This is a genomic window from Novosphingobium sp. B 225 (assembly GCF_002198665.1).
Classification (GTDB): domain Bacteria; phylum Pseudomonadota; class Alphaproteobacteria; order Sphingomonadales; family Sphingomonadaceae; genus Novosphingobium.
Genome location: NZ_MWLM01000072.1, coordinates 83,027 through 107,180, shown reverse-complemented (window position 1 = coordinate 107,180; position 24,154 = coordinate 83,027). Strand labels below are relative to the sequence as shown.

Here is a 24,154-nt window from a genome sequence, read left to right as displayed (position 1 = left end):
GATTCGCACCTTGCCAGACCGGGTAACGCTTCAGCGCGGCAAAGGTTCCCTTGCCATGCTTCGCGGCGCGCCCGGCGCAACTATCGCTTTCCTACACGCGCCGGTTTTGTCATGCTTTGGCATGCCGTTGGGCTTGTCAGAAAATTCGCAAAGGTCGATATAAAATTCTAGGAGTCAGTAATAAACGTTCGAAGGTCACAGTAAAAACAGCGATTCCGCGTGACCTTTGTGACCTTTGTGACCTTTGTAACTTTCGCCCGGCTTAGCCCAAGGCGGCATTGAGATCGCTGACGGCCTCGATGAACTCCTCGCGGAAGTCCTGGACCACGCCCTTGGCGCTGCGGACCTGTTCGACCAGGCCAACCCCCTGGCCCACAAAATAGCTGACCAGTTCGCGGGCCTGTTCGTTGCCATTGACCACGGCTTTCTCGATCTTCTGAAAGCTGGGTTCGCTGACCATGCCCATCAAGGGCATCGGCAGGGTGCCGGGGCTGCCTTCGCCGTCCCAGGCCTCGTGCCAGGCGGTGCGGAGCTGGCGGGCGGGCTTGCCGGTGCGGCTGCGGCTGCGCACGGTGTCGCGGCTGCGCGCGGCGACCATCTTGTCGCGGAAGGCCTCGCTGGTTTCGGCCTCGGTGGTGGCGAGCCAGACCGATCCGGTCCATGCGCCCTGCGCGCCCGCAGCCATCATCGCCGCCATCTGCGATCCGGTCATGATCCCGCCGGCCGCCAGCACCGGGATCTGCGCCCCGGCCTGCTTCAGCGCCCGGACCACTTCGGGGATCAGCACCAGCGTCGAAACCTCACCGCAGTGGCCGCCCGCTTCGCCGCCCTGGGCCACAATGATGTCCACGCCTGCCGCCGCCTGACGCAGCGCGTGTTCCTTGGCCCCGACCAGCGCGGCGACCGCAATGCCGCGCTTCTTCCCTTCCTCGATCATCCGGGGCGGGGCGATCCCCAGCGCGTTGGCGATCAGCTTGATCGGGTGCCGGAATGCCACGTCCATCTGGGCATAGCCGTTTTCCGGCGTGATCCCGGCGCGGCCTTCGTAATGGACCACGCTGTCGGCGCTGGCTTCGATCCCGTATTGGCCGAGCAGGCCTGCGGTAAAGCGCTTGTGATCGTCAGAGATGGCGGCGGCGCGGCTGGCATTGTCGGCAAATTCGGCCACGCGCGGGTCGATCGTTTCGGGCACCAGCACATCCACCCCATAGGGCGCGCCATCGATGTGGGCGTCAATCCAGGCGAGCTCTTCCTCCAGCTGATCGGGGGTAAAGCGCGTCGCCCCCAGCACCCCGAACCCGCCGGCCTTGCTGACCGCCACCACCACATCGCGGCAATGGCTGAAGGCAAACAGCGGAAATTCGCAGCCGGTCAGCCGGCAAACCTGATTGTCCATGATTCTCTCCTCTTGGGTGAGATCATGGCCGGGGCGTTGGGTTGCGGCAAGAGACCTTTCAAGGTTGGTGTGCCCGCTGCGCAAGGCGTTCTGGCGCATCTTTGGGATAGTTCACGCAGAGGCGCAGAGGAAGAAAGCGAGGCGCGGAGGAGGGAGCGCCTGCGGCGAAGCCGCTCTAGGTCACAGACCCATAACCAACGCCTTCGAGGTTTGAGTCAAAATGGCCCAGCACAAGGAGAGATGGTGCGGGAATATGTCGATATTTCAAGGCATCTCGACGCTGGGATGGGCCATTTTGGCCAAATCCCTTCGGGACGTCCAAATGGCTTCCATCTCGAACCGAAACTCGCTTGCAGGGGCAATCAGCCCCTGCCGCACTCGCTTCGGCCCGATATGTTCGCCATTTGGACGCCTCGAAGGCGTTGGTTATGGGTCTGTGACCTAGCCATCCGCGCCGCGTTTTGGGTAATGGCGGATCGGACAGCGGCTGCGCCGCACGCGCAGCCTCTCTGCGTCTCTGCTTCTTCTCTGCGTCTCTGCGTGAACCATTCCGAGGCTGAATTTCGGCCCCGCCCTGTCAGGCCAGATACGTTGCCGTCGTTTTCGCCGCGACTTCGTCTGCCGTCACGCCGGGGGCCAGTTCGAGCAGCTTGAACGGGCTGGCATGGTCCGGACGGCGAAACACCGCGAGGTCGGTGATCAGCATGTCGACCACGTTGCGCCCCGTCAGTGGCAGAGTGCAGCTGGGGATGAATTTGGGGCTGCCGTCCTTGGCGCAGTGTTCCATCACGACGATGATCTTCTTCACGCCCGCGACCAGATCCATCGCCCCGCCCATGCCCTTGATCATCTTGCCGGGCACCATCCAGTTGGCGATGTCGCCATTTTCGGACACTTCCATCCCGCCCAGCACGGTCAGATCGATCTTGCCGCCCCGGATCATGGCGAAGGACTGGGCACTGTCGAAATAGGCCGAATGCGGCAGTTCGCTGATCGTCTGCTTGCCAGCATTGATCAGGTCCGCATCGACCTGGTCATCGGTGGGGAAGGGGCCGATGCCCAACATGCCGTTCTCGCTCTGCAGCGTCACGGTCATGCCCGAGGGCACATGGTTCGCCACCAGCGTCGGAATGCCGATCCCCAGGTTGACGTAATAGCCATCCTGCAGTTCCTGCGCGGCGCGGGCGGCCATCTGGTCGCGGCTCCAGCCCTTGGTCAGTCCGTCGTGCTTGGTCATTGAACGGTATCCTTCAGCGAAAGTGCGGGCCAGGCAAGCCGGGTGCCCGCCGCAAAGCAGGCAGCCACAACCAGCACGGCCACTGACGACCACAATTTGAAACTGTAACTCAGATCAGGGCGCCAAAAGTCAGGCACCAAAATAGCCAGGCCGCGCGCGGTCAGTCCCAGGGTAATCAGGACGAGAGCCGTGCGGCGCAAGGGCAAGGCAGGCAGGTAACCCGCCGCAGACAAGGCATAGGCGGCCCAGACTGCCAGGATGGCCGCAATCCCGCTGGTTACCACCGCCGGGAAGCGTTTGCCATTTGCCGCCGCGCTGGCAAATTCCTCGCCCGCCCCCAACGCGCGATACCAATCCGGCCCGCCCAAAATGCACGCCAGATGCAGCAGGGCGGCGGCCAGGCACAGCACGCCGGCTGCCAGCAACCAGAGCCTGCCGTCGGCCATCAGCCCATATCCGTGGTGCGTGTGGTGCGGAATTCGATCTTCTTGTCGTACGGCGCGCCGCAGATCAGGCGCTGGACGTAAACGCCGGGCAGGTGGATGCTGTCGGCGTCAAGCTCGCCCGGCTGGACGATCTCTTCCACCTCGACCACGCAGACCTTGCCGCAGGTTGCGGCCGGCTGGTTGAAATTGCGCGCGGTCTTGCGGAACACGACGTTGCCGGTGGTGTCGGCCTTCCATGCCTTGACCAGAGCCAGATCGGCGAAGATGCCCTGTTCAAGGACATATTCCTCGCCATGGAAGACCTTGGTCTCCTTGCCTTCAGCCACCAGAGTGCCGACACCGGTCTTGGTGTAAAAGCCCGGAATGCCTGCGCCGCCCGCGCGCATCCGTTCGGCCAGCGTGCCTTGCGGGCAGAATTCAACCTCCAGTTCGCCCGACAGGTATTGGCGTTCGAACTCCTTGTTTTCACCCACATAGCTGGCGATCATCTTCTTCACCTGCCGCGTACGCAGCAGCTTGCCGATGCCTTCATTGTCGATCCCGGCATTGTTGCTGGCAAAGGTCAGGTCCTTGACCCCGCTGTCACGCACTGCATCGAGCAGGCGTTCGGGAATGCCGCACAGGCCAAAGCCTCCGCAGGCGATCAACAGGCCGTCTTGCAGCAAGCCATCAAGCGCGCTGGCGGCATCGGGATAGATCTTGTTGGCCATGGGTTCTCCGGGGCAAGCGAATCAGGCGGCGCTAGGGAAGCGTCAGGCGGCATGCAATTGCAACAATTGCGCGCGGGGTTGCATCGCGCGCAACTGCAAATCAGCCAAGCGGCAATTCAAGCAGGACCGAAAGGTCAGCCAGTGCCTGCTCTCCGCTTGACACCTTGATCGCCGCCATGCCCAGCTGGGCGGCGGGTTTGCAGTTGATCCCCAGATCGTCGAGGTAGATACACTGGGCCGGTTCAAGGCCCAGCTTCTCGCACATCATCAGATAGATCCGCGGGTCGGGCTTGCGCACCCCGGCCTTGCTGCTTTCGATCACCTGTTCGAACCGGGCAAAGACCTGTTCGTAAGCGTCCTTGCTGTCAGCGCTGCGGGCCATGCCGGCGCCGTGGCCGGATGGGACATTGTTGGTGATGCAGGCCAGGCGAAAGCCCGCCACCTTAAGCTGGTCAAGCGCAGTCACCATCGCCGGGCGGATCGAACCGGACAGGACCGCCAGCACCGATGCGCCGTCAAGCGTGTGGCCCAGCGCTGCGGCATCGGCCTTGAACCGGGCGTCAAAAGTGGCGGCATCGATCTCGGCACGTTCGAACTGGGCCCAGGCGTTGCTGTCCGGATTGGCGGCATTGACCTGGCGGATGAAATCGCGCGGCAGCCCGCGTTCGGCCTCAAGCCGGTTGAAAGCTTCGAACGGGGAAGCGGTGATCACACCGCCGAAATCGAAAATGACAGCGTCGAAACGGCGGCTCATGGTCTTTCGCACCTCTCTGGTTGACAGCGCAGTGGCGCAGGACGCGAATTGACGCAAGTCATGGTGCGCGGTCTGCTATTGCGACAGGGTGGGGGCCTGAAAGGAGATCGACCATGCGTTCCATCCTCGTCCAGGCAGGCCGCGACCCCGGCATGACTGCTCGTCTCGACACCGCCATGGATCTGGCGCGGGCGAACGAAGGGCACATCACCCTGCTGATCGACACACCGGTTGACCGTTACGTCACGACCGATCCTTATGGCGGCACCTATGTCGCGCGTGAGGCGCTGGAAGCCGCGCTCAAGGACGATGACGAACTGGCCAAGGCCTTTGCCGGGCGGCTGGAGCGGGATGACGTGCCGTTCGATGTGGCCCAGTACGAACTGGCCCCGATCGACGCTTTGGCCAGCGCAGCGCGGCTGGCAGACGTGATTGTTGTTTCGCGCAGCAGCGGGATCGCGGGAGACCTTGCGCTGGTGTCGCGCTCGCCGGTGCTGGCGCTGCCAGACCATGCCCCCTTGCGACTGCCGGTTGGCACCGCCTGCATCGCCTGGGATGGGGGCGATGAAGCCGCCCACGCCTTGCGCGCTGCCGCGCCGCTGCTGAGCGGGTGCAAGGGAGTTCACGTGCTGACGGTCGAGAATGACAAGGCGCAGGGCTTCCCGCCCACCGACGCATTGCGTTACCTCTCGCGCCACGGGATCAAGGCTGAACTGCACGAGCTGTCGCGGGGCGATTCGGTAGAAGAGACGCTGGCCGCCCGCTGTGCCCAATTGGGAGCGCAGCTGGTGGTGATGGGCGCCTATAGCCACAGCCGGGTGCGCGAATTCCTGTTTGGCGGGGTGACGCGGTTCTTCCTGGATGAACAGGCTGCGCCGCCGCTGTTGCTGGTGCACTGATCGGGCTGCAAATAGCGGTTCTGTTTATGCTGCAATGCGGTGCATTCGTATGCGGAGCATACGAATTTCCCTGTGTTGCATGCGGTGCATCCTACGCAATTCCGCCAAAAAAGCGCCAAACTTGCGCGAAACTGAACGACGATTGCGTTAAATGCAACATGATTTGACCTTTTCGCACTTGCACAAAAACCGAGTCGAAGGCATTTAGATCGTGCCTTTCAGGCATCCTCTCCCAAAACTTCCATGGCCCGGTCGGAAACGACCGGGTCTTTTTTTGCTGGGCTTTGGGCGGGGCTGCACGGGGCCATTTGCAAAGCGCGCAGCGAATACCTAGCTTCGTCTCGACCGGTCTGTCCAAGGCCGCAGCAGGACGAAGCGCATGGCCGAAGCAAGCACCATATCCGATACCAAGGCAGTCAAGCTCCAGGTCGCCGCCGCGCGCCAGGAAGAAAGCGGGCAGGGCATCGCCCGCCTGCCCAAAAGCGCGATGGGCGTGCTGGGCATCACCGAAGGCGACGTGGTCGAGATCGAGGGCAAGCGCATCACCGCCGCGCGCGCCGTGCTGGCCTATGCCGAGGATGAAGGGCTCGACGTCATCCGGCTCGACGGGTTGCAGCGCGCCAATGCCGAAGTTGGCGGCGGCGATCACGTGCAGGTCCGCAAGGGTGAAAGCCGCGCCGCTCAGCGCGTCGTCTTCGCGCCCGCCCAGCGCGAAATGAAGCTGCAGGGGCCGGGCGAAGCGCTGAAGCGCAACTTCTTTGGGCGGCCCTTGCTGGCCGGTGATCTGGTGGCCACCACCGGCCAGACCCCGGTGCGCGACATGCCGCCGCAGGTCGCGCGGATGCTCAACGCCCCGGCCTTCGCGCTCACGCAAATCCGGCTCAACGTGGTTTCGACCCTGCCCAAGGGCATTGTCCATATCGACGAGAACACCGAAGTCGAACTGCGCGAGGAATTTGAGGAAGCCCGCGCCGGGCGGGGCGAGGTCAACTATGACGACGTCGGCGGGATGGGCGATACCATTCGCCAGTTGCGCGAAATGGTCGAACTGCCGCTGCGCTATCCCGAACTGTTCACGCGCCTGGGCGTCGATCCGCCGAAGGGCGTGCTTCTGCACGGCCCGCCGGGGACCGGCAAGACCCGGCTGGCCAAGGCCGTCGCGAACGAAAGCGACGCCAGCTTCTTTACTATCAACGGCCCGGAAATAATGGGCAGCGCCTATGGTGAAAGCGAACGCCGCCTGCGCGAAGTGTTTGAGGAAGCCGCCAAAGCTGCCCCATCGATCATCTTTATCGACGAAATCGATTCGATCGCGCCCAAACGCTCGGGCACGCCCGGCGAAGCGGAGAAGCGGCTGGTCGCGCAGCTGCTGACCTTGATGGACGGCTTGCACACCCGGTCCAACATCGTGGTTATCGCCGCCACCAACCGCCCTGACGCGATCGACGAAGCGCTGCGCCGCCCCGGCCGGTTCGACCGCGAGATCGTGGTCGGCGTGCCGGATGAAAAGGGCCGTCGCGAGATCCTGGGGATCCACATGCGCGGAATGCCGCTCAGCCCCGACGTCGATCTGGACGAATTGGCGCGCACCACCCACGGCTTTGTCGGCGCGGATCTGGGCGCTCTGGCGCGTGAGGCCGCGATCGAGGCGGTTCGGCGGATCATGCCGCAGCTTGATCTGGAGGCGCAGACCGTGCCGCCGCACGTGCTCGAAAGCCTCAACGTCACCCGCGACGATTTCCTTGCCGCGCTGAAGCGCGTCCAGCCTTCCGCGATGCGCGAAGTGATGGTGCAGGTGCCCAACATCGGCTGGGCCGACATCGGCGGCGCGGACGAGGCGCAGGAAAAGCTGCGCGAAGGGATCGAACTGCCACTGAAGAACCCCGACGCGTTCCGGCGGCTGGGGATCCGCCCGGCCAAAGGCTTCCTGCTTTATGGCCCGCCCGGCACCGGCAAGACCCTGCTGGCCAAGGCCGTGGCCAAGGAGAGTGAAGCGAACTTCATCTCGATCAAGTCCAGCGACCTCTTGTCCAAATGGTACGGCGAAAGCGAGCAGCAGATCAGCCGTCTGTTCGCCCGCGCCCGTCAGGTCGCGCCGTGCGTGATCTTCATCGATGAGATCGACAGTCTGGTTCCCGCGCGCGGATCAGGCGCGAACGAGCCGCAAGTGACTGCGCGGGTGGTCAACACCCTGCTCGCCGAAATGGACGGGATGGAGGAACTGTCCAGCGTGGTGCTGATCGGGGCGACCAATCGCCCCGGACTGGTCGATCCGGCACTGCTCCGGCCCGGCCGACTGGACGAGCTGGTCTATGTCGGCACGCCTGATGCCAAAGGCCGCGAACGCATCCTGAAGATCCACACCGCGAAGATGCCGCTGGCCAAAGATGTCGATCTGGGCGCAATCGCCGCGCAGGCCGAACGCTTTACCGGGGCCGATCTGGAAGACCTGACCCGCCGCGCCGGGCTCAACGCGATCCGGCGGCAGGGGGCCAATGCCAACAAGGTCAACGCCGCCGACTTTGCCGAAGCCCTGGCCGAATCGCGCGCCACGGTCAGCGAGGAGATGGAAGGCGAATACCTGAAGATGAAAGGCGAACTCAAAAAGCGCGCCGCCCAGGTCACTGCCACTCAGATCGGCTTCCTAGCCCCCGGCATGGTCGCGCCGATCCGGGACAAGAAGCATGGGTAATTTTCTGTAGCGGCAATTAATTGTTGTGTCGATATTTAATTGAAGCTACAGATAAATCGTGGAGATCATATTCGACCCGGCTAAGGATGCGGTCAACCGCGACAAGCATGGCCTGTCGTTGGCCGATTCCGCTCGGCTCGATCTTGCTTCCGCTATGGTCGTGGTTGACGACCGCAAAGACTATGGGGAACTGCGCTACCGCGCCTACGGGCGGATCGAGGGCCTGGTCTATTGCCTGGTTTTCGCTGTTTCGGATGAAGCGGTGCGAGCGATCAGCTTCCGCCGGGCCCATGACAAGGAAATGCGCCGTTATGAGCGATAAGAACAAGCCGATCCTGTTTGATGACGAAAATCCGGAATGGACCGAAGCCGACTTCGCCCGCGCGCGTCCGGCAGCGGAGGTCTTGCCGCCCGAAGTGCTGGCGGCCTTTGGCAAAGGCAGGCGGGGTCGTCCGGTCGGGTCAGTCAAGGCCGATGCCAAGAAGTCGATCACTTTGCGGCTCGATCCGGACGTGGTTGAACGCTGGCGCGCTAGCGGGCCGGGCTGGCAGCGGCGGATGAATGATGCACTGCGCGCTGCGCTCAACTGAACTGCCTCAACCTTCAGTGCACAGCGCCTCGGGGCAATGCTCGCGCAGCCAGTCGAGCATTGCCTCGCGCATGGCAAAGCGCAGGCGGGCCAGTTCGCCCGGGCCCTTGGCGCTCATCACCAGCTTAAGCTCGACCGACCCGACCCGCGCTTCGCTGACTTGCAGTTGGCCGGTGCGCTCGTCCCAGTCGGGGTGGTCCTTCAGCGCGGCCAGATAGGCATCGCGGATCGGCTGGATCGCGTGGCCGGGGCGAACGGGCAGCACCACCGATCCGGTGATGCCATCCCCCAGCCTGGTCCAGTTCTGGAAGCTGCCGTCCAGAAACTTGGCGGTGGGGACAATTACCCGCCGTTCATCCCCGGTGCGGATCACCACATAAGACAGACGGATATCTTCCACCCGCCCGCTTTCGTTATCAACCACCACGAAATCACCCAGCCGGATCGGCTCGGTCAGCGCGATCTGCATCCCTGCGATCAGGCTTTTGAGCGCTGGCTGCGCTGCCGCACCAACTGCCAGCGTGGCGAACCCGGCCGAGGCCATCAGCGTCACCCCGACATTGCGCACGCCGGGAATGCCGAACAGCATCAGGGCCACGGTGACGAAGACGATGGCGAAACCCAGCGTGCGCGAGAAGATCGCGACGCGGGTGCGGCGGCTGCGCGCGGCCATCACATCCTCGCTGCGATCGGCGTGAGCGTCGAGCACTTCGGCAAAGGCCTTGACCAGCGCGAAGGCAGTCCAGCCGAGCAGCGCCGGTTCGATAAACCGCGCCACCAGATCCCATCCGCGCGCGATCAGCGCATCGCTTTCAGCGGCAAGCGACACGCCAACCGCAACCATCGCCCAGCGTAGCGGCTGGCGCAGACGGCCGAACACCAGTTCGTCCGAAGTCGAAACCGAGAGCCGCGCGGCCCGGTCGAGCACTGCGAACAGCGCCAGATGCAGCGCCAGCGCAATCCCGACCGCGATCCCGCCATGGATCGCTGCGCGGGTGAGGGCTTCGGACCAGTCGATCATCTGGCTGACCGAGGGCGCGGCGACCATCAATGCGCTGCCCCCCAGCTTGCCCCAGTGCCCAGTTCGACGCCCAGCGGCACGGTCAGTTCGACCAGCGGCACGGCGGCCCCGGCCATCACCTCGCGGATCACCATGCTGGCGGCTGCTACATCGACCTCAGGTAGTTCGAACACCAGTTCATCATGGACCTGCAGCAGCATCCGCACATGGCCCAGTCCGGCCGCTTCCAGCGCGGGCATCATCCGCACCATGGCGCGCTTGATGATATCAGCGCTGGTGCCCTGGATCGGGGCGTTGATCGCGGCGCGTTCGCTGCCCATGCGTTCGTTGGGATTGTTCGATGAAATGCGCGGGAACCAGCACTTGCGGCCGAACAGCGTTTCCGAAAAGCCCTGCGTCCGCACGCTTTCCAGCGTGGCATGGATATAGCCGCGAATGCCGGGGAAGCGTTCGAAATAGCGGTCGATCATCGCTTGTGCTTCGTCCGAGGAAACCCCCAGCCGTCCGGCCAGACCCCAGCGGCTGATGCCATAGAGGATCGCGAAGTTGATCGTCTTGGCGCGGCCGCGCGTGTCGCGGTTGACCTCTCCGAACATTTCCATCGCGGTGCGGGCGTGAATGTCCTCACCTTTGGCGAAGGCGTCCTTCAGTTCGGGCACGTCGGCCATATGCGCAGCCAGCCGTAGTTCGATCTGGCTGTAGTCCGCCGCCAGAATCACATTGCCCGGTTCCGCCACAAAGGCATCGCGGATCTGGCGGCCGATTTCGGTGCGGATCGGGATGTTCTGCAGGTTCGGCTCGGTTGAAGAGAGCCGCCCGGTCTGCGCACCGACCAGACTATAGCTGGTGTGGACCCGGCCCGTGTCGGGGTTGATCGCGGCCTGCAAGGCTTCGGTATAGGTGCTGCGCAGCTTGGACAGCTGGCGCCATTCCAGCACTTTGTCGGCAATCGGGGCGCCTTCGCCGGACAGGCGTTCCAGCACCGATTGGTCGGTGGAATACTGCCCGGTCTTGCCTTTCTTGCCGCCTTTGTGACCCAGCTTGTCGAACAGGATCTCGCCCAGTTGCTTGGGGCTGCCGATGGTGAAGGGCTGACCGGCGAGGGTGTGAATCTCACCCTCCAGCGCGGCAATCGCTTCGGCGAAAGTTGATGACAGCCCGGCCAGTTTCTCACGGTCAACCTTGATCCCGTGGCGCTCCATCTGCGCCACCACCGCCACCAGCGGGCGGTCGACCCGCTCATAGACCCGCGTCCCGCCCTCCAGCGACAGGCGGGGCTTGAACAGCTGGTGCAGCCGCCAGGTGACGTCGGCGTCCTCGGCGGCATATTCGGTCGCGCGGTCGAGCGGAACTTCGCCAAAAGGGATGGCTTTCTTGCCGGTGCCGCACAGGTCCTTGAAGGCGAGGGCGGTGTGGCCAAGGTGGCGGGCGGCGAGCTCGTCCATCCCGTGACCGCCGCCGATCCCGTCCTCGCTGCGCCCGGCATCAAGGTCGAAACTCATCACCATGGTATCGTCGATCGGGCTGACCGCGATTCCTTGCCGGGCCAGCACGTTGAGATCGTACTTGGCGTTCTGGCCCACCTTCAGCACCGCATCGCTTTCCAGCAGCGGTTTGAGCCGGGCGAGGGCGGTAGCCTTGTCCACTTGCAGCGGCTTTTCCGCGAACATGTCGCTCCCGCCGTGGCCGAGCGGGATATAACAGGCCTGGTTCGGGCCTACTGCCAGACTGATCCCGGTCAGATCGGCGCGGATCGCGTCGAGCGCGCTGGTTTCGGTATCGAACGCCACCAGCCGCGCAGCAAGGGCGCGCTCGATCCACGTATCGAGCTGTTCCAGCGTCTGGACGCATTGATAGCTGCTGCGGTCAATCGCCGGCCAATCGGGCACGGGCTGGCGGTTGCCTGCCGGGGCTGCGGCCGCGCCGGGCGTCACGGGCTTGGCCGGGTTGAGCTGGGTCCGCCGCTCCGGGCTGCCGCGCCCGCCGTCAAGCCGCTTGAGCAGGCTGAAAAAGCCGTGCTCTTCCAGAAACTGGGTCAGCGGCCCGGGCGGAATCTCGCCCAGCTTGAAATCGTCGAGCGGCATCGGGAGGTCGCAGTCCTCCTTCAAAGCCACCAGCACGCGCGACAGGCGGGCCATGTCGGCATGCTCGATCAGGTTGTCACGCAGCTTGCTCGCCTTCATTTCGCTTGCGGCGGCAAGGGCTTTTTCCAGATCGCCATGGTCCTGGATCAGCTTGGTCGCGGTCTTTGGTCCGATCCCGCGGATGCCGGGGACATTGTCCACCGCATCGCCCATCAGCGCCAGCACATCGCCAACCAGATCGGGTGCAACGCCGAACTTTTCGGCCACTTCGGGGATGTCGATCCGCTGGTTCTTCATCGTATCGAGCATGTCGATCCGGCCTTCACCGCAGGGACCCACCAGCTGCATCAGGTCCTTGTCCGACGAGACGATCGTCACGTCCCACCCGCGCGCGGCGGCGGCGCGAGCGTAGGAGGCGATCAGGTCATCGGCTTCGAGGCCTTGCTCCTCGATGCACGGCAGGCTGAAGGCGCGGGTGGCATCGCGGATCAGCGGGAATTGGGGTTTCAGGTCTTCGGGCGGGGGCGGGCGATTCGCCTTGTATTCGGGGTAAATATCGTTGCGGAACGACTTGCCCGACGCATCGAGAATCACCGCGAGGTGAGTCGGCCCGTCCGCCTTGTTGAGATCATCGGCCAGCCGCCACAACATCGTGGTATAGCCATAGACCGCCCCCACCGGCACACCCTGCGGGTTGGTCAACGGCGGCAGGCGGTGATAGGCGCGGAAGATATAGGCCGATCCATCGACCAGGTAGAGATGCTGCTTGGGCTCCATCGGCAGAGCCTAGCAGGGCGGAGCGGGCAGCGTAAACCGGCTGGCGTGCGAATCGCACGAATCGATTTGCCCGGGCGGTCATGACCTTGCCACATTTGGCTGCGAATGGTCGCAAACCAGTGGAAAACTGGGTGGATTTCGCGCGCCTTGCAGCAACCTCTTGCATCACGCCGCGAAGCCGACTATTTGAGGCGAGAAGTCTACCGATAAGGTAGGCTTTCCGTTCGGTCGCCCAAGCTCTCCAGCAGAAACGGCCGCGCGTGGTCCACTCGCTGTTCAAGGAATACATTCATGCGCAAGATCGTTCTCGCCGCCGTCGCTGCCAGCGCCGCTCTCGCTCTGTCGGCCTGCTCGGCTGAAAAGGCTGTTGACGCCGCTGCTGCCGCTTCGGACGCCGCCACTGAAGCTGCTTCGGACGCTGCTGCTGCCGCCACCGACGCTGCTGGCGCTGCTGCTGACGCCGCGACCACCGCTTCGGGTGCCGCTGCTGACGCCGCGACCACCGCTTCGGGCGCTGCTGCCGACGCCGCTGGCGCCGCTGCTGAAGCCGCTGCGGATGCTGCCAAGAAGATGTAATCTTCGCCATTTGGCAAAAGATTGGGGGCGCGAAGGGCTAACCTTCGCGCCCCTTTTCTTTTGTGCGCGAGTGAAGGCGCGCACCGTGCTTGATCTATTTTAATCGCCCGATTAAACCCTCTCCGAACCCAGCCGAAGGAGAGCGGCGACCTTGTCCACCAGTGCGGCCCCCAGCGATGCAGTGTCCCGACTGTCCGAAGGTCTGACCTTGGCCATGGCGCGCGTTGCAATGCCTGCGCCGCACGGGCTTGAGCGTCTGTCGGGCGGGGCCAACATGGAAAGCTGGCGGTTCGTATCGGGGACCGAAATCTGCGTCCTGCGCCGCGCGCCCAGCCTGGAAATGATGGCCGGGCGGCCGATGGATCACGCTGCAGAAGCCGCCCTGATCCGCCGCGCCCGTGCTGGCGGGGTCACGGCCCCGGAAGTTCTGGTTGAACTGGACCCGGCGGACGGGATCGGTTCGGGCTATGTCATGCGCTCGATTCCCGGCTCGCCAGAACCCAATGCGTTCCTGGCAGAGGCGGACCCGGCCACCGGGATCGGGGACATCGCCCGCGAACTGGCGGCGGTTCACCGCACCGATTGCACCGACCTGGCCGTTCCGGTGATGGACACCGCTGAGGCCCTGGCAGAACTGCGCGCACGCTTCATCAGCTATGGCGGGGATCGCCCGATTCTGGCGCTGGCCTTGCGCTGGCTGGAAGCAAACCTGCCCACCCCGGTCGCGCCCCGGCTGGTTCACGGGGATTTCCGGCTGGGCAATCTGATGTTCGAGCATGGCCGGGTGACGGGGGTGCTCGACTGGGAGCTGGCCCATCTGGGAGACTGGCACGAGGATCTGGCATTTGGTTGCATGACCGTCTGGCGATTTTCGCGGCCTGACCGGCCCGGATATGGCCTGACTTCGGTTCAGGAACTGGCGCGGGCTTACGAGGCAGCTGGCGGCGAGCCGTTTGATCCCCGGCGCTTCCGCTTCTGGACGATCTACCGGACCTTCTGGTGGGCGCTGGGCTGCTTGCAGATGGGTGGATACTGGCGCGACGGGCATGACCGCTCGGTTGAGCGGGTGGTCGTTGCCCGTCGTACTGCCGAACAGGAACTGGACCTGCTGCTGCTGCTGGAGGATCAGGCCCCCGCAATCGAACGCCAGCGCCCGCTGCCGCCCGCCAGCGAAGCCTTGGTGCCTGGAACCGGTGAACCCAGTGGCGCCGAAATGCTGACCGCGATTTCCGAATGGCTTAATTCAGACATCAAGCCGCTGATCAGTGGGCGGGACAAGTTCAACATGGCGGTGGCCCGCAACGCCCTGGGTATCGTCACGCGTGAGATCGAACAGCGCCCGGTCGCAACCGATGCGGCGCTCGCCGCCGATTTGATGTCGGGCAAGGCAGATCTTGCCACGCCCGGCCTACTGGCCCGCCTGCGCCGCATGGCGTTGAGCAAGCTGGCCGCCGACATGCCGAAATATCCCGCGCTGGCGCTGGCCCGGGCCACATGGGAAGGGAACTGAACGATGGACTTTTCACTGCCGCAGGATCTGGTCGATTACCTCGCCGAACTGGACAAGTTCATCGAGACGGAGATTCGCCCGCTTGAACAGCAGGATGACAATATCCGCTTCTTCGATCATCGCCGCGAATATGCCCGGACCGACTTCGAGAACCAGGGCCTGCCACGCCACGAATGGGAAGATTTGCTGCGCGAAGCCTCGCTGCGCGCCGACAAGGCCGGGCACTGGCGCTTTTCCGCACCCAAGAAGTACGGCGGCAAGGACGGGGCGAACCTGTGGATGGCGGTGATCCGCGATCACTTCACCCAGATGGGGCTGGGGCTGCACAACGATTTGCAGAACGAACATTCGATCGTCGGCAACTTTCCCTTCGTCAACATGTTCGAACATTTCGGGACCGAGGAACAGCAAAAGGAATTCATCACCGGCGGGTTCGAACGCCAGCGCCGCGTCGCCTTTGGTCTGACCGAGCCGCACCACGGATCGGACGCGACCCATATGGAAACCGTGGCGGTGCGCGAGAGCCGCGATGGTGTGCCCGGCTGGCGGATCGATGGGGAGAAGATGTGGATCACCGGGATGCACGTTGCCACCCACTGCGCCGCGTTCTGCCGCACTTCGGGCAAGGCTGGAGATGCCAAGGGGATCACTTGTCTGCTGGTCCCGGCGGGCACGCCCGGCATGGTGGTTGATGAATATATGTGGACCTTCAACATGCCGACCGACCACCCGCGCATGCATTTCGAGAATTGCTGGGTGCCTGAAAGCGCGGTGCTGGGCCCGGTTGATGGCGGGCTGTCGATCGCGCAAAGCTTCGTCCACCAGAACCGCATCCGCCAAGCCGCAAGCTCGCTTGGCGCGGCAACCTATTGCGTCGAAGAATCAGTCAGATATGCGCGTGAACGCAAACCGTTTGGCGCGGAACTGGCGCGCAATCAGGGGATCCAGTTCCCCTTGGTGGAATTGGCCACGCAGTGCGAAATGCTGCGTACCTTGATCTACAAGACAGCCTGGGAAATGGACCAGATGGAGCACAAGGAGATCGAGCACCGCCTGTCGGACAAGATCAGCATGTGCAACTACTACGCCAACCGCCTGGTCTGCGAGGCGGCCGACCGGGCGATGCAGGTTCACGGCGGGATTGGCTATTCGCGGCACAAGCCGTTCGAACACATCTATCGCCACCACCGCCGCTACCGGATCACCGAAGGGGCGGAGGAAATCCAGATGCGCAAGGTCGGTGCCTACCTGTTCGGCTACCTCGGCCCGCGCAAGGCGCTCTTTGCACAGTAGAATTGCGTTGCATTGCAGCAACAGGCTGTCCGCAATCGTTGCGGACGGCTTGTTTGCGCGCGCATGACATGCGTAAATTCGCGTGGAAACGTGTCGCGCCTGGCCTGGGGAGGAAGGGGCGCGGCGATACTGGTAAGGGAACCAACCATGCAATCCACGATCCGCCTCTCCTTGCTCGCATCGCTGTCCAGCCTTGCGCTGACCGCACCGGCTCTGGCCCAGGAAGGCACCGCTGACGAAAGCGTCGATCAGCCTACCATCATCGTCACCGGCACCCGCTCTGCGTCTCGTACGGTGCAGGATTCGCCCGTTCCGGTTGATGTGCTGTCAGGCGCTGCGATTACCGAAGGCGGTCAGGTCGAAACCAACAAGATCCTCAACAAGCTGGTCCCCAGCTTCAACTTCCCGCAGCCCGCGATTGCCGACGGATCGGACGCCCTGCGCCCCGCCACCTTGCGCGGCTTGGGCCCGGACCAGACACTGGTGCTGGTCAATGGCAAGCGCCGCCACGTTTCCGCGCTGCTCAATATCAACGGCACGGTCGGCCGCGGCTCTGCAGCGGTGGACATGAATGCGATCCCGGCGCTCGCGATCGACCGGATCGAAGTGCTGCGCGATGGCGCCTCTTCGCAATATGGGTCGGATGCGATCGCCGGGGTGATCAACATCCGCCTCAAGAAGGCCAGCGAAGGCGGCCGCGCCTCGATCAGCTATGGCAAGTATGACACCACGATCGACAATGTGGCGAATGTGACCGGGCTGGTCACCGCCAACGGCGCGCCGGTGCTCGATGCCACGGACGGCCGCTATTTCCAGGCCACCACCGACGGTGAACGCAAGGCGCATGACGGGCAGAGCTATTCGGTGGCAACCAACATCGGCCTGCCGTTCTTTGGCAGCAGCGGCGGTTATCTCAATTTCACCGCCGAATACCGCCACCGGGGGTCTACCAACCGCCAGGGGTATGATCTGCGGCCGAACTATATCCGCCCGACCAGCACGACCTGGGATCCGCGCGAGCTGACGTTCGATCGCCTCGAATTCCGGTTTGGCGATCCGAAGGCGGACGACTTCATCCTGTTCGCCAATGCCGCCGTGCCGGTGAGCGAAGACCTGGAGCTTTACGCGTTCGGCAGCTTCGATCAGCGCGATTCGGTCAGCGCGGCCAACTATCGCCAGCAGAACGCTGCGGCCAACCGCGATTTTTCGGTGCTGGCCCCCAACACCACACCCAGCAACGCCAACTTCGTGGGTCTGACTCCGGACGGTTTCCTGCCGTTCATCACCTCGGACCTGACCGACCGCGCGGCAACCGTGGGGCTGCGTACCACGTCTGGCCTGTGGAACGTCGATGGCTCGCTCGGCTATGGTGCGAACAGCTTTGACTACCGCGTCGAAAACTCGCTCAACACCAGCTTCGGTCCGCAAAGCCAGCGCAGCTTCGATGCCGGCGGGCTCGGCTATCGCCAGTGGCTTGCCAATATGGACGTCAGCCGCGAATTCGAAATGGGCTTCGCCAAGCCGTTAACGTTCGCTTTTGGTGCGGAATACCGGAACGAACAGTTCAAGATCCGCCCGGGCGAACCGCAGAGCTATGCGATCGGGCCCTATTTCAAGGCTTCAGTCACCACCACGGCGGCGGGCTGTGCCCTGCAGCAGGGCGTGTTCAACGCCGGGACCAGCGTTTGCAGCTTCCCGGGCCGCGGTGCAGCAGCGGGTGCGCAGGGTTTCCCCGGCATCCCGCTGGCCAGCTCAACCGAAGTGCGCCGCCATTCGATGGCCGGCTATGTCGAGCTTGATACCGAAATCGTTCCGGGCCTGACCACCACGGCGGCCGGGCGGTTCGAACACTTCTCGGACTTTGGCAATACGCTGACCGGCAAGTTCGCGGCGCGTTATGAATTCGTCCCCGGCTTTGCGCTGCGGGGATCGATTTCGAACGGCTTCCGCGCACCGTCGCTGCACCAGCAGTATTTCACCACCACTTCGACCAACTTCATCGGCGGTCTGCCCGTCGACATTTCCACCGTGGCGGTCAGCAGCCCGGTGGCGCGGGCTTTGGGTTCAAAGGACCTCAAGCCTGAAAAGTCGGTCAACTTCTCGGGTGGTTTCACTGCCAACCCGCTCAGCGGGCTGACGTTGACGGTCGATTACTACAACATCAAAATCAATGACCGGATCGTGCTGACCGAAAACCTCGGTGCGGCGGGTAGCGGCTCGGCGGCGGTCAACTCCGCAGTCAAGGCGGTGCTCGATGCCAACGGGTTCAACTCGGTCGGTGCGGCGCGGTTCTTCATCAACGGGCTCAACACCCGCACCGAAGGTGTGGATGCGGTGCTCAACTGGCGCCTGCCGCTCGAAGGGTTCGGCAAGTGGAACCTGACTGCGGCCTATAACTACAACAAGCAGAAGATCCTGGCCCGCAAGAACGATCTGGGGCCGCTCGCGACGATCCCCGGCCTGATCCTGTTCGGCCGTGTCGAAGGGCTGCGCTTCACCGAAGGCCAGCCGCGCGACAAGGTGGTGCTGAGCCTGGATGGCGATCTGGGCATGGTCGGGCTGACCGCACGGTCGACCCGCTATGGCAAGGTCACTTCGCCCGGTTCGGCCAACCCGATCGCCACGCCGACCAGCCTGACCGACTACGGTCCGGATGACATCTTCCTGCGGGCCAAGTGGATCACCGATCTGGAACTGCGGTTCAAGCCGATGGACCGGCTGAGCCTGGCGATCGGGGCGGACAACGTATTCGATGTCTATCCGGATCGTTCGCCTTTCGGCCCGCGTCCGGCAGCGATTGGCGGGGTCTATCCGGCCAACCAGCAATATATCCCGTTCTCGATCTTCTCGCCTTTCGGCTTCAACGGCCGTTACCTCTACGCGCGGGCAAGCATCGACTTCTAAGGAACTTCAGAGCTGGAGAGGGGGAGAGCGCGTCGGGACAACCGGCGCGCTCTTTTCGTTGTGGTCTGGGGGAGGGCCTGGGCAGAAGCACGGGCCGTGCCCTGCTTCGGAGCCGGATCAGCGCGAAGCCGTGCGGCGGTAGCCCGAGCTTTCGTACTGGTAGCCGTCATAAATCGCGCGCGCGATGCTGGCGATGCGCGCGTCGCGCCCGGCCTTGCTGCCCTGGCCGGTCACATAGATGGCCACGGCAATGCTGCGTCCATCAGGAGTGGTGATGATCCCGACATCGCTGGCAGTGTTGGACAGGGTTCCGGTCTTGTGCGCAATGCCTGCCTCACCGGGCAGCAGTGCGCGCATCCGGCGCTTGCCGGTCACAGTGCGCGCCATCGTGCCGAGCAGCAGGTTGCGGCTGGAGGAGGAAAGCCACTGTCCGCGATAGAGCCCGCCCAGCAGTTCAACCATGGTCAGCGGCGTCGCGCTGTCACGCGGGTCGATCGTGGTGGCGGGGTTGAACTCACCATCGTCGCGCACCAGTGTGGCGATGTCGCGGTCCATCCGCATGCCTGAAAGGCCAGCGCCCTGCAGCCAGCGGTTGACGGCCTGCGGTCCACCCACGGCGGCAAGCAGAGCGTCGGCGGCGGGATTGTCGCTGCGGGTAATGGCCAGTTCGATCAGGCCCTGCGCGCTCATCGTCGCGCCCGCACGAACCGGGGCCACTTCGGTCGAATATTTGGCCGAACGGACCGGAACCATCAGGGGGTATTGGTCCGACAAGCGGAAACGGCCCTGATCGACGCCTGCCAGGAACGTGGCGGCAATCGCAACCTTGCTGGTGCTGGCCAGCGGGAAGGGCTGGTTGCCCAGCACCGAAACGGTCCGTCCGGTAGAAAGATCAAGCGCGGCAACGCCGATCCGGCCCTGCGCAGGCGCGGCGAGCGAGGCGATCTGCGCCTCAAGCCCGCTGCCATAACTGGTGACCGCAGGCGCGACGAATTGCGCAACGGAAACGGGCCGACGCGGTTGAACCAAAGGAACAGCAGGAGCTTCAGGCGGAGTGCGAACCTGCGTGCCGAGCGTGCGATCAAACGCCAGCTCAAGGTCATTGCCGCGCGCCTGCGCCGCTCCCGGCGCGGCAAGCGCACCTGCAAAGGCCACAGCGGCCAGCAATCGTGAAATGTGTCCCGTCTTCACGCGAACAGCGATAGCCCATTCATGCTTTCAGTTTGGCTAACGACCCTGCGCCGCTCAAACCGCCTGCGACGAACCGGGGCCTGCTTGCGGGAAAGTGCGTAATTCGCGCGGATCAGTGGCATTCCAGATGCAGCTCAGCGGCATCGAAGCGCCCGGCCTTGAGGTCGTCCGTGCGGATGAAGGCATAGATCGCGCCGCAATCGCCCCAGCAGAACTGCATTGGATCGTCGGTCGCCAGTTGCAGCAACAGCAACTTTTCCTGCGGCCCTTCGATCGCATCGCTCTGCACACCGTCGTGATAGCCACCCATGCGGTGCGGGCGATTGTTGTAGAGCGCGCGCCACCAGGCTTCGCAGGCGGGCAGATACTCGGCGGGGAGCAGGTGACGGCGCTGCGGATCAAGGTAGAACTCCACAGCCAGGTCGCTTGCGGCCCGGTGGCACTGTTCGGCCAACTGCGCGAAGGCAGAGCTTTCGATCTTGCGCGGGCCAACGTAGTTCGGTTCGTCGGAGTACCCCCCCTGACGGTCGATCACCCAGTAAACATGCGGCGGTGCGCCTTCGAGCATGGCCATCCGCTCGCGGTCGTCCGCAGTCAGGGGTTGGTCGAGCGTCGCTGCGGCGATCCTGTTCAGCCATTCTTCCAGCCAGTCAGCCACTTCACCGCGCCAGGCCAGCCACTCCGCGCGTCCGGCCTCGCACCGTGCAATCAGGGCTTCGGGGCTGGGGCATTCGCCGATCAGGGTGCGCAGCGTATCCAGTTCGGCTGCTGCACGGACGCGGTTGGGCTGGCTGGCAAGATAGGCCTGCTGCTCTGCATCGCTCAGCGCTTCAACCCCGCGCCGTTCGGCTTCCTCAGCGAGCCAGCGCGTATTGGCACGCGCCAGGCGTTCGGCCGGCACAGTCAGGATCAGGGGCCAGTTTGTCGGGCTGGCCAGTTGCGTGCGATTGACATCGCTGAGCGGATATTCGCGCACCGGCAAGCGCATCAGCGCGATCGTTTCGCGCAGGGCTGTCTGCAGCACGCCGCGCGCAAAGGGTGGCAGCTTTGGCACCTTGTGCCGGTCACGCTCGATTGGCTGTCCGGGGTAGATCTCGGTCTCGAATTCATCCGGCGTCGGCCAGCTGCGTTGCCCTTCGTGGCGCAGTGTGTTGCCAACCTTGACCAGATCGACCGGCCAGCGCGGATAGACGCTTTTGCTTTGGGTCCAGGCCGCCCCGCCGGTGTACATGCCGTCATGGATCACGCCGATGTCTGCGGGGGGCTGGCGTTCACTGCCCAGTTCCGCGCTGTGGACCAGGCGCCACAGGCCGCGATCCTCGTTGTCGCAGCTGTTGCCATTCAGGAACAATCGCAGCCATCCGGCGCGCGGGCCCAGTTCGCCCCACAGCTCGGGTGGAAGATCGGCACAGGCGATCTGGGCGATGAAGTGCAGCGGCACTTCGCCTTCGCCCCGCTTTTCCGGGTTCACCCCGCGCGGCCATTCGATCCCGTCGGGCAGCATTGGCAGGCCCCCCAGCCAGGAACGCGGCGCTTCATCGCGCGGCGGGATCTGGCGGCGCAGGACCACCGAGATGCTTTCTTCCACCCGCGCGGCTGGTTCACGCCGAGGGGGCGGGCCGGGCCGGGGCTGGGCCGACGCGGCGCGCGGGGCCTGCGGTTCGGGCTGAAGCAGGTCGCTTTCCAGGGCCGTCATCGCGGTGATGGTCCGCAGATCGCGGCGGCGGGCACTGGCTGGTGAATCGGGCTCCGGTTGCTGCTGCTTCTGCTGGTCGGCGCGCTTCATCCGCTGGCGCTGGCGGATCACCAACACCGCAAGGGCGGCAAAGAACAGGTAGTACCAGATCAAGTTTCGTCCCCCGGCTTGGTCGACGGGGTATTTAATCCGGAAAGTTTAAGAACTTGTCGTTGCGGGCGGGCACGAAAAAGGGGCCGGAAGATCGCTCTTCCGGCCCCGATTTGCTTGGCTGACAGGCAGTCGGACTTAGAAGTCCATTCCGCCCATGCCGCCCATGCCGCCGCCGGGCATGCCGCCCATGGCCGGCTTGTCTTCGGGCTTTTCCGAAATCGCGGCTTCGGTGGTGATCAGCAGGCCGGCGACCGAGGCCGCGTCCTGCAGTGCAGTGCGCACCACCTTGGTCGGATCGATAACACCAGCCGCCACCAGGTTTTCATAGGTGTCGGTCGAAGCGTTGAAGCCCTGGGTTTCGTCGTCTTCGCGCAGCAGGTTGCCCGAGACCACAGCGCCATCGTGACCGGCGTTGGTCGCGATCTGCTTGACCGGGGCAGTGATCGCGCGGCGCACGATGTCGATGCCCTTGGTCTGGTCGTCGTTGGCGCCCTTCATGCCGGCCAGAGCCTTGGTGGCATAGAGCAGCGCGGTGCCGCCGCCGGGGACGATGCCTTCTTCCACCGCAGCGCGGGTAGCGTGCAGGGCATCGTCAACGCGGTCCTTGCGTTCCTTGACTTCGACTTCCGAAGCCCCGCCAACCTTGATCACGGCAACCCCGCCGGCCAGCTTGGCCAGACGTTCCTGCAGCTTTTCACGGTCATAGTCGCTGGTGGTGACTTCGATCTGGGCGCGGATCTGTTCAACCCGGCTCTTGATGTCGTCCGCCGAACCGGCGCCATCGACGATGGTGGTGTTGTCCTTGTCGATCGAAACGCGCTTGGCCTGGCCGAGCATGCCCAGCGTGACCGATTCAAGCTTGATGCCCAGATCTTCGCTGATCATTTCGCCCTGGGTCAGGATCGCGATGTCCTGCAGCATCGCCTTGCGGCGATCGCCAAAGCCGGGAGCCTTGACCGCAGCGATCTTCAGCCCGCCGCGCAGCTTGTTGACCACCAGAGTGGCCAGCGCTTCGCCTTCGATGTCTTCGGCGATGATCAGCAGCGGACGGCCCGACTGCACCACAGCTTCCAGGATCGGCAGCATCGCCTGCAGCGACGACAGCTTCTTTTCGTGGATCAGGATATAGGGGTTATCCAGCTCGACGGTCATCTTGTCGGGGTTGGTGATGAAGTAGGGCGACAGGTAGCCGCGGTCGAACTGCATGCCTTCGACGACATCGAGTTCGAATTCGAGGCCCTTGGCCTCTTCTACGGTGATCACGCCTTCCTTGCCGACCTTTTCCATCGCTTCGGCAATCTTGTTGCCGACTTCGGCATCGCCATTGGCCGAGATGATGCCGACCTGGGCGATTTCCGACGAACCCGAAACCGGCTTCGAACGCTTCACCAGATCTTCGACCACCTTGGTCACGGCCAGATCGATGCCGCGCTTCAGGTCCATCGGGTTCATGCCGGCGGCAACCGAAGTCATGCCTTCGCGCACGATCGCCTGGGCCAGCACGGTGGCGGTGGTGGTGCCGTCACCGGCCTGATCGTTGGTCTTCGAAGCCACTTCGCGCAGCATCTGCGCACCCATGTTTTCGAACTTGTCCTTGAGCTCGATTTCCTTGGCGACGGTGACGCCGTCCTTGGTGATGCGCGGGGCGCCGAAGCTCTTGTCGATCACCACGTTGCGGCCCTTGGGACCCAGGGTAACCTTCACTGCATTGGCGAGAATGTCGACACCGGCGAGAATGCGTTCGCGGGCGTCACGGCCGAATTTTACGTCCTTGGCAGCCATGTTGCTGTCCTTTCAGATTTTGAAGTTGGGAAGAAGAACCGCGTTCTCAGCTGATGATGCCGAGAATGTCAGATTCCTTCATGATCAGCAGGTCTTCACCGTCGACCTTGACTTCGGTGCCCGACCACTTGCCGAACAGCACGCGGTCACCGGCCTTGACGTCCAGCGGGGTAACCTTGCCGTCTTCAGCCTTCGAACCCGAACCAACGGCGACGATTTCGCCTTCGGCCGGCTTTTCCTTGGCGCTGTCGGGGATGATGATGCCGCCAGCGGTCTTTTCTTCAGCTTCGACGCGGCGGACAAGCACGCGGTCGTGCAACGGACGAAATGCCATGGGTGTGTTCCCTCTCTCTTGGCGTTACATGATGTAAGTTGGCACTCTCCTGCGGGGAGTGCCAGCGAGGCGCATATGGGAGGGGGCAGGCGGAGCGTCAAGGCGCGCGC

The 24,154-nt window shown here is 63.9% G+C and carries 19 protein-coding genes; 8 read left to right on the top strand and 11 right to left on the bottom strand.

Features of this window, described 5'->3' with window-relative positions:
* Positions 1-262 precede the first annotated feature (262 nt).
* The 5 genes from MNBBLIKP_RS16850 to MNBBLIKP_RS16825 all read right to left on the bottom strand — a co-directional run bounded on the left by MNBBLIKP_RS16850 (position 263) and on the right by MNBBLIKP_RS16825 (position 4,543).
* Complete coding sequence (locus tag MNBBLIKP_RS16850) at positions 263-1,396, bottom strand: nitronate monooxygenase (protein WP_088311437.1); 1,134 nt, start codon at positions 1,394-1,396, stop codon at positions 263-265.
* 577 nt (positions 1,397-1,973) lie between these two features.
* Entirely contained in the window at positions 1,974-2,633 is a 660-nt protein-coding gene (locus MNBBLIKP_RS16840; protein ID WP_088311435.1) for a CoA transferase subunit B, read from the bottom strand.
* The gene (locus MNBBLIKP_RS16835) at positions 2,630-3,079 is read right to left on the bottom strand and encodes a hypothetical protein (protein WP_088311434.1); all 450 of its coding nucleotides are present in this window, start codon (positions 3,077-3,079) and stop codon (positions 2,630-2,632) included. Before MNBBLIKP_RS16835 ends, MNBBLIKP_RS16840 begins: the two co-directional genes overlap by 4 nt.
* Positions 3,079-3,789, bottom strand: a complete 711-nt coding sequence (locus MNBBLIKP_RS16830; RefSeq protein ID WP_088311433.1) for a CoA transferase subunit A — start codon at positions 3,787-3,789, stop codon at positions 3,079-3,081. Before MNBBLIKP_RS16830 ends, MNBBLIKP_RS16835 begins: the two co-directional genes overlap by 1 nt.
* A 100-nt stretch (positions 3,790-3,889) precedes the next feature.
* Positions 3,890-4,543, bottom strand: coding sequence for an HAD-IA family hydrolase (locus tag MNBBLIKP_RS16825; protein ID WP_088311432.1), 654 nt, complete (start codon positions 4,541-4,543; stop codon positions 3,890-3,892).
* 113 nt (positions 4,544-4,656) lie between these two features.
* Between MNBBLIKP_RS16825 and MNBBLIKP_RS16820 the strand changes: the two genes are divergently transcribed.
* The 4 genes from MNBBLIKP_RS16820 to MNBBLIKP_RS16805 all read left to right on the top strand — a co-directional run bounded on the left by MNBBLIKP_RS16820 (position 4,657) and on the right by MNBBLIKP_RS16805 (position 8,724).
* Entirely contained in the window at positions 4,657-5,442 is a 786-nt protein-coding gene (locus tag MNBBLIKP_RS16820; protein WP_088311431.1) for a universal stress protein, read from the top strand.
* 379 nt (positions 5,443-5,821) lie between these two features.
* The gene (locus MNBBLIKP_RS16815; protein ID WP_088311430.1) at positions 5,822-8,134 is read left to right on the top strand and encodes a CDC48 family AAA ATPase; all 2,313 of its coding nucleotides are present in this window, start codon (positions 5,822-5,824) and stop codon (positions 8,132-8,134) included.
* 58 nt (positions 8,135-8,192) lie between these two features.
* Entirely contained in the window at positions 8,193-8,456 is a 264-nt protein-coding gene (locus MNBBLIKP_RS16810) for a BrnT family toxin (protein WP_088311429.1), read from the top strand.
* Positions 8,446-8,724 carry a BrnA antitoxin family protein gene (locus tag MNBBLIKP_RS16805; protein ID WP_088311428.1) on the top strand — a complete coding sequence of 93 codons (279 nt, stop codon included), beginning with the start codon at positions 8,446-8,448 and terminating at the stop codon, positions 8,722-8,724. Before MNBBLIKP_RS16810 ends, MNBBLIKP_RS16805 begins: the two co-directional genes overlap by 11 nt.
* Positions 8,725-8,730: 6 nt before the next feature.
* Here MNBBLIKP_RS16805 and MNBBLIKP_RS16800 read toward each other — a convergent pair whose 3' ends face one another.
* Together MNBBLIKP_RS16800 and polA are read right to left on the bottom strand one after the other, a co-directional pair.
* The gene (locus MNBBLIKP_RS16800; RefSeq protein WP_088311427.1) at positions 8,731-9,771 is read right to left on the bottom strand and encodes a mechanosensitive ion channel family protein; all 1,041 of its coding nucleotides are present in this window, start codon (positions 9,769-9,771) and stop codon (positions 8,731-8,733) included.
* On the bottom strand, positions 9,771-12,605 hold the full coding sequence (gene polA, locus MNBBLIKP_RS16795; protein WP_088311426.1) for a DNA polymerase I: 2,835 nt from the start codon (positions 12,603-12,605) through the stop codon (positions 9,771-9,773). Before polA ends, MNBBLIKP_RS16800 begins: the two co-directional genes overlap by 1 nt.
* 291 nt (positions 12,606-12,896) lie before the next feature.
* Between polA and MNBBLIKP_RS16790 the strand changes: the two genes are divergently transcribed.
* The 4 genes from MNBBLIKP_RS16790 to MNBBLIKP_RS16775 all read left to right on the top strand — a co-directional run bounded on the left by MNBBLIKP_RS16790 (position 12,897) and on the right by MNBBLIKP_RS16775 (position 18,888).
* Positions 12,897-13,181, top strand: a complete 285-nt coding sequence (locus MNBBLIKP_RS16790) for a hypothetical protein (protein ID WP_088311425.1) — start codon at positions 12,897-12,899, stop codon at positions 13,179-13,181.
* A gap of 151 nt (positions 13,182-13,332) precedes the next feature.
* Positions 13,333-14,691, top strand: a complete 1,359-nt coding sequence (locus MNBBLIKP_RS16785; protein WP_254913101.1) for a phosphotransferase — start codon at positions 13,333-13,335, stop codon at positions 14,689-14,691.
* Positions 14,692-14,694: 3 nt separating this feature from the next.
* Positions 14,695-15,984, top strand: a complete 1,290-nt coding sequence (locus tag MNBBLIKP_RS16780) for an acyl-CoA dehydrogenase family protein (RefSeq protein ID WP_088311423.1) — start codon at positions 14,695-14,697, stop codon at positions 15,982-15,984.
* Positions 15,985-16,131: 147 nt separating this feature from the next.
* On the top strand, positions 16,132-18,888 hold the full coding sequence (locus MNBBLIKP_RS16775; protein WP_088311422.1) for a TonB-dependent receptor plug domain-containing protein: 2,757 nt from the start codon (positions 16,132-16,134) through the stop codon (positions 18,886-18,888).
* Positions 18,889-19,005: 117 nt separating this feature from the next.
* On the opposite strand, the gene bla is transcribed toward MNBBLIKP_RS16775, so the two are convergent.
* From bla to groES, 4 genes are all read right to left on the bottom strand, one after another.
* A complete protein-coding gene (bla, locus tag MNBBLIKP_RS16770; protein ID WP_088311421.1) occupies positions 19,006-20,079 on the bottom strand; it encodes a class A beta-lactamase in 1,074 nt (357 codons plus the stop codon).
* Between the two features lie 112 nt (positions 20,080-20,191).
* Positions 20,192-21,928 (bottom strand): DUF1963 domain-containing protein, encoded by a 1,737-nt coding sequence (locus MNBBLIKP_RS16765; protein WP_088311420.1) that lies wholly within the window; start codon positions 21,926-21,928, stop codon positions 20,192-20,194.
* 135 nt (positions 21,929-22,063) lie between these two features.
* Positions 22,064-23,710, bottom strand: coding sequence for a chaperonin GroEL (gene groL, locus MNBBLIKP_RS16760; RefSeq protein ID WP_088311419.1), 1,647 nt, complete (start codon positions 23,708-23,710; stop codon positions 22,064-22,066).
* 46 nt (positions 23,711-23,756) lie between these two features.
* Positions 23,757-24,044, bottom strand: a complete 288-nt coding sequence (gene groES, locus MNBBLIKP_RS16755) for a co-chaperone GroES (protein ID WP_088311418.1) — start codon at positions 24,042-24,044, stop codon at positions 23,757-23,759.
* Positions 24,045-24,154 lie beyond the last annotated feature (110 nt).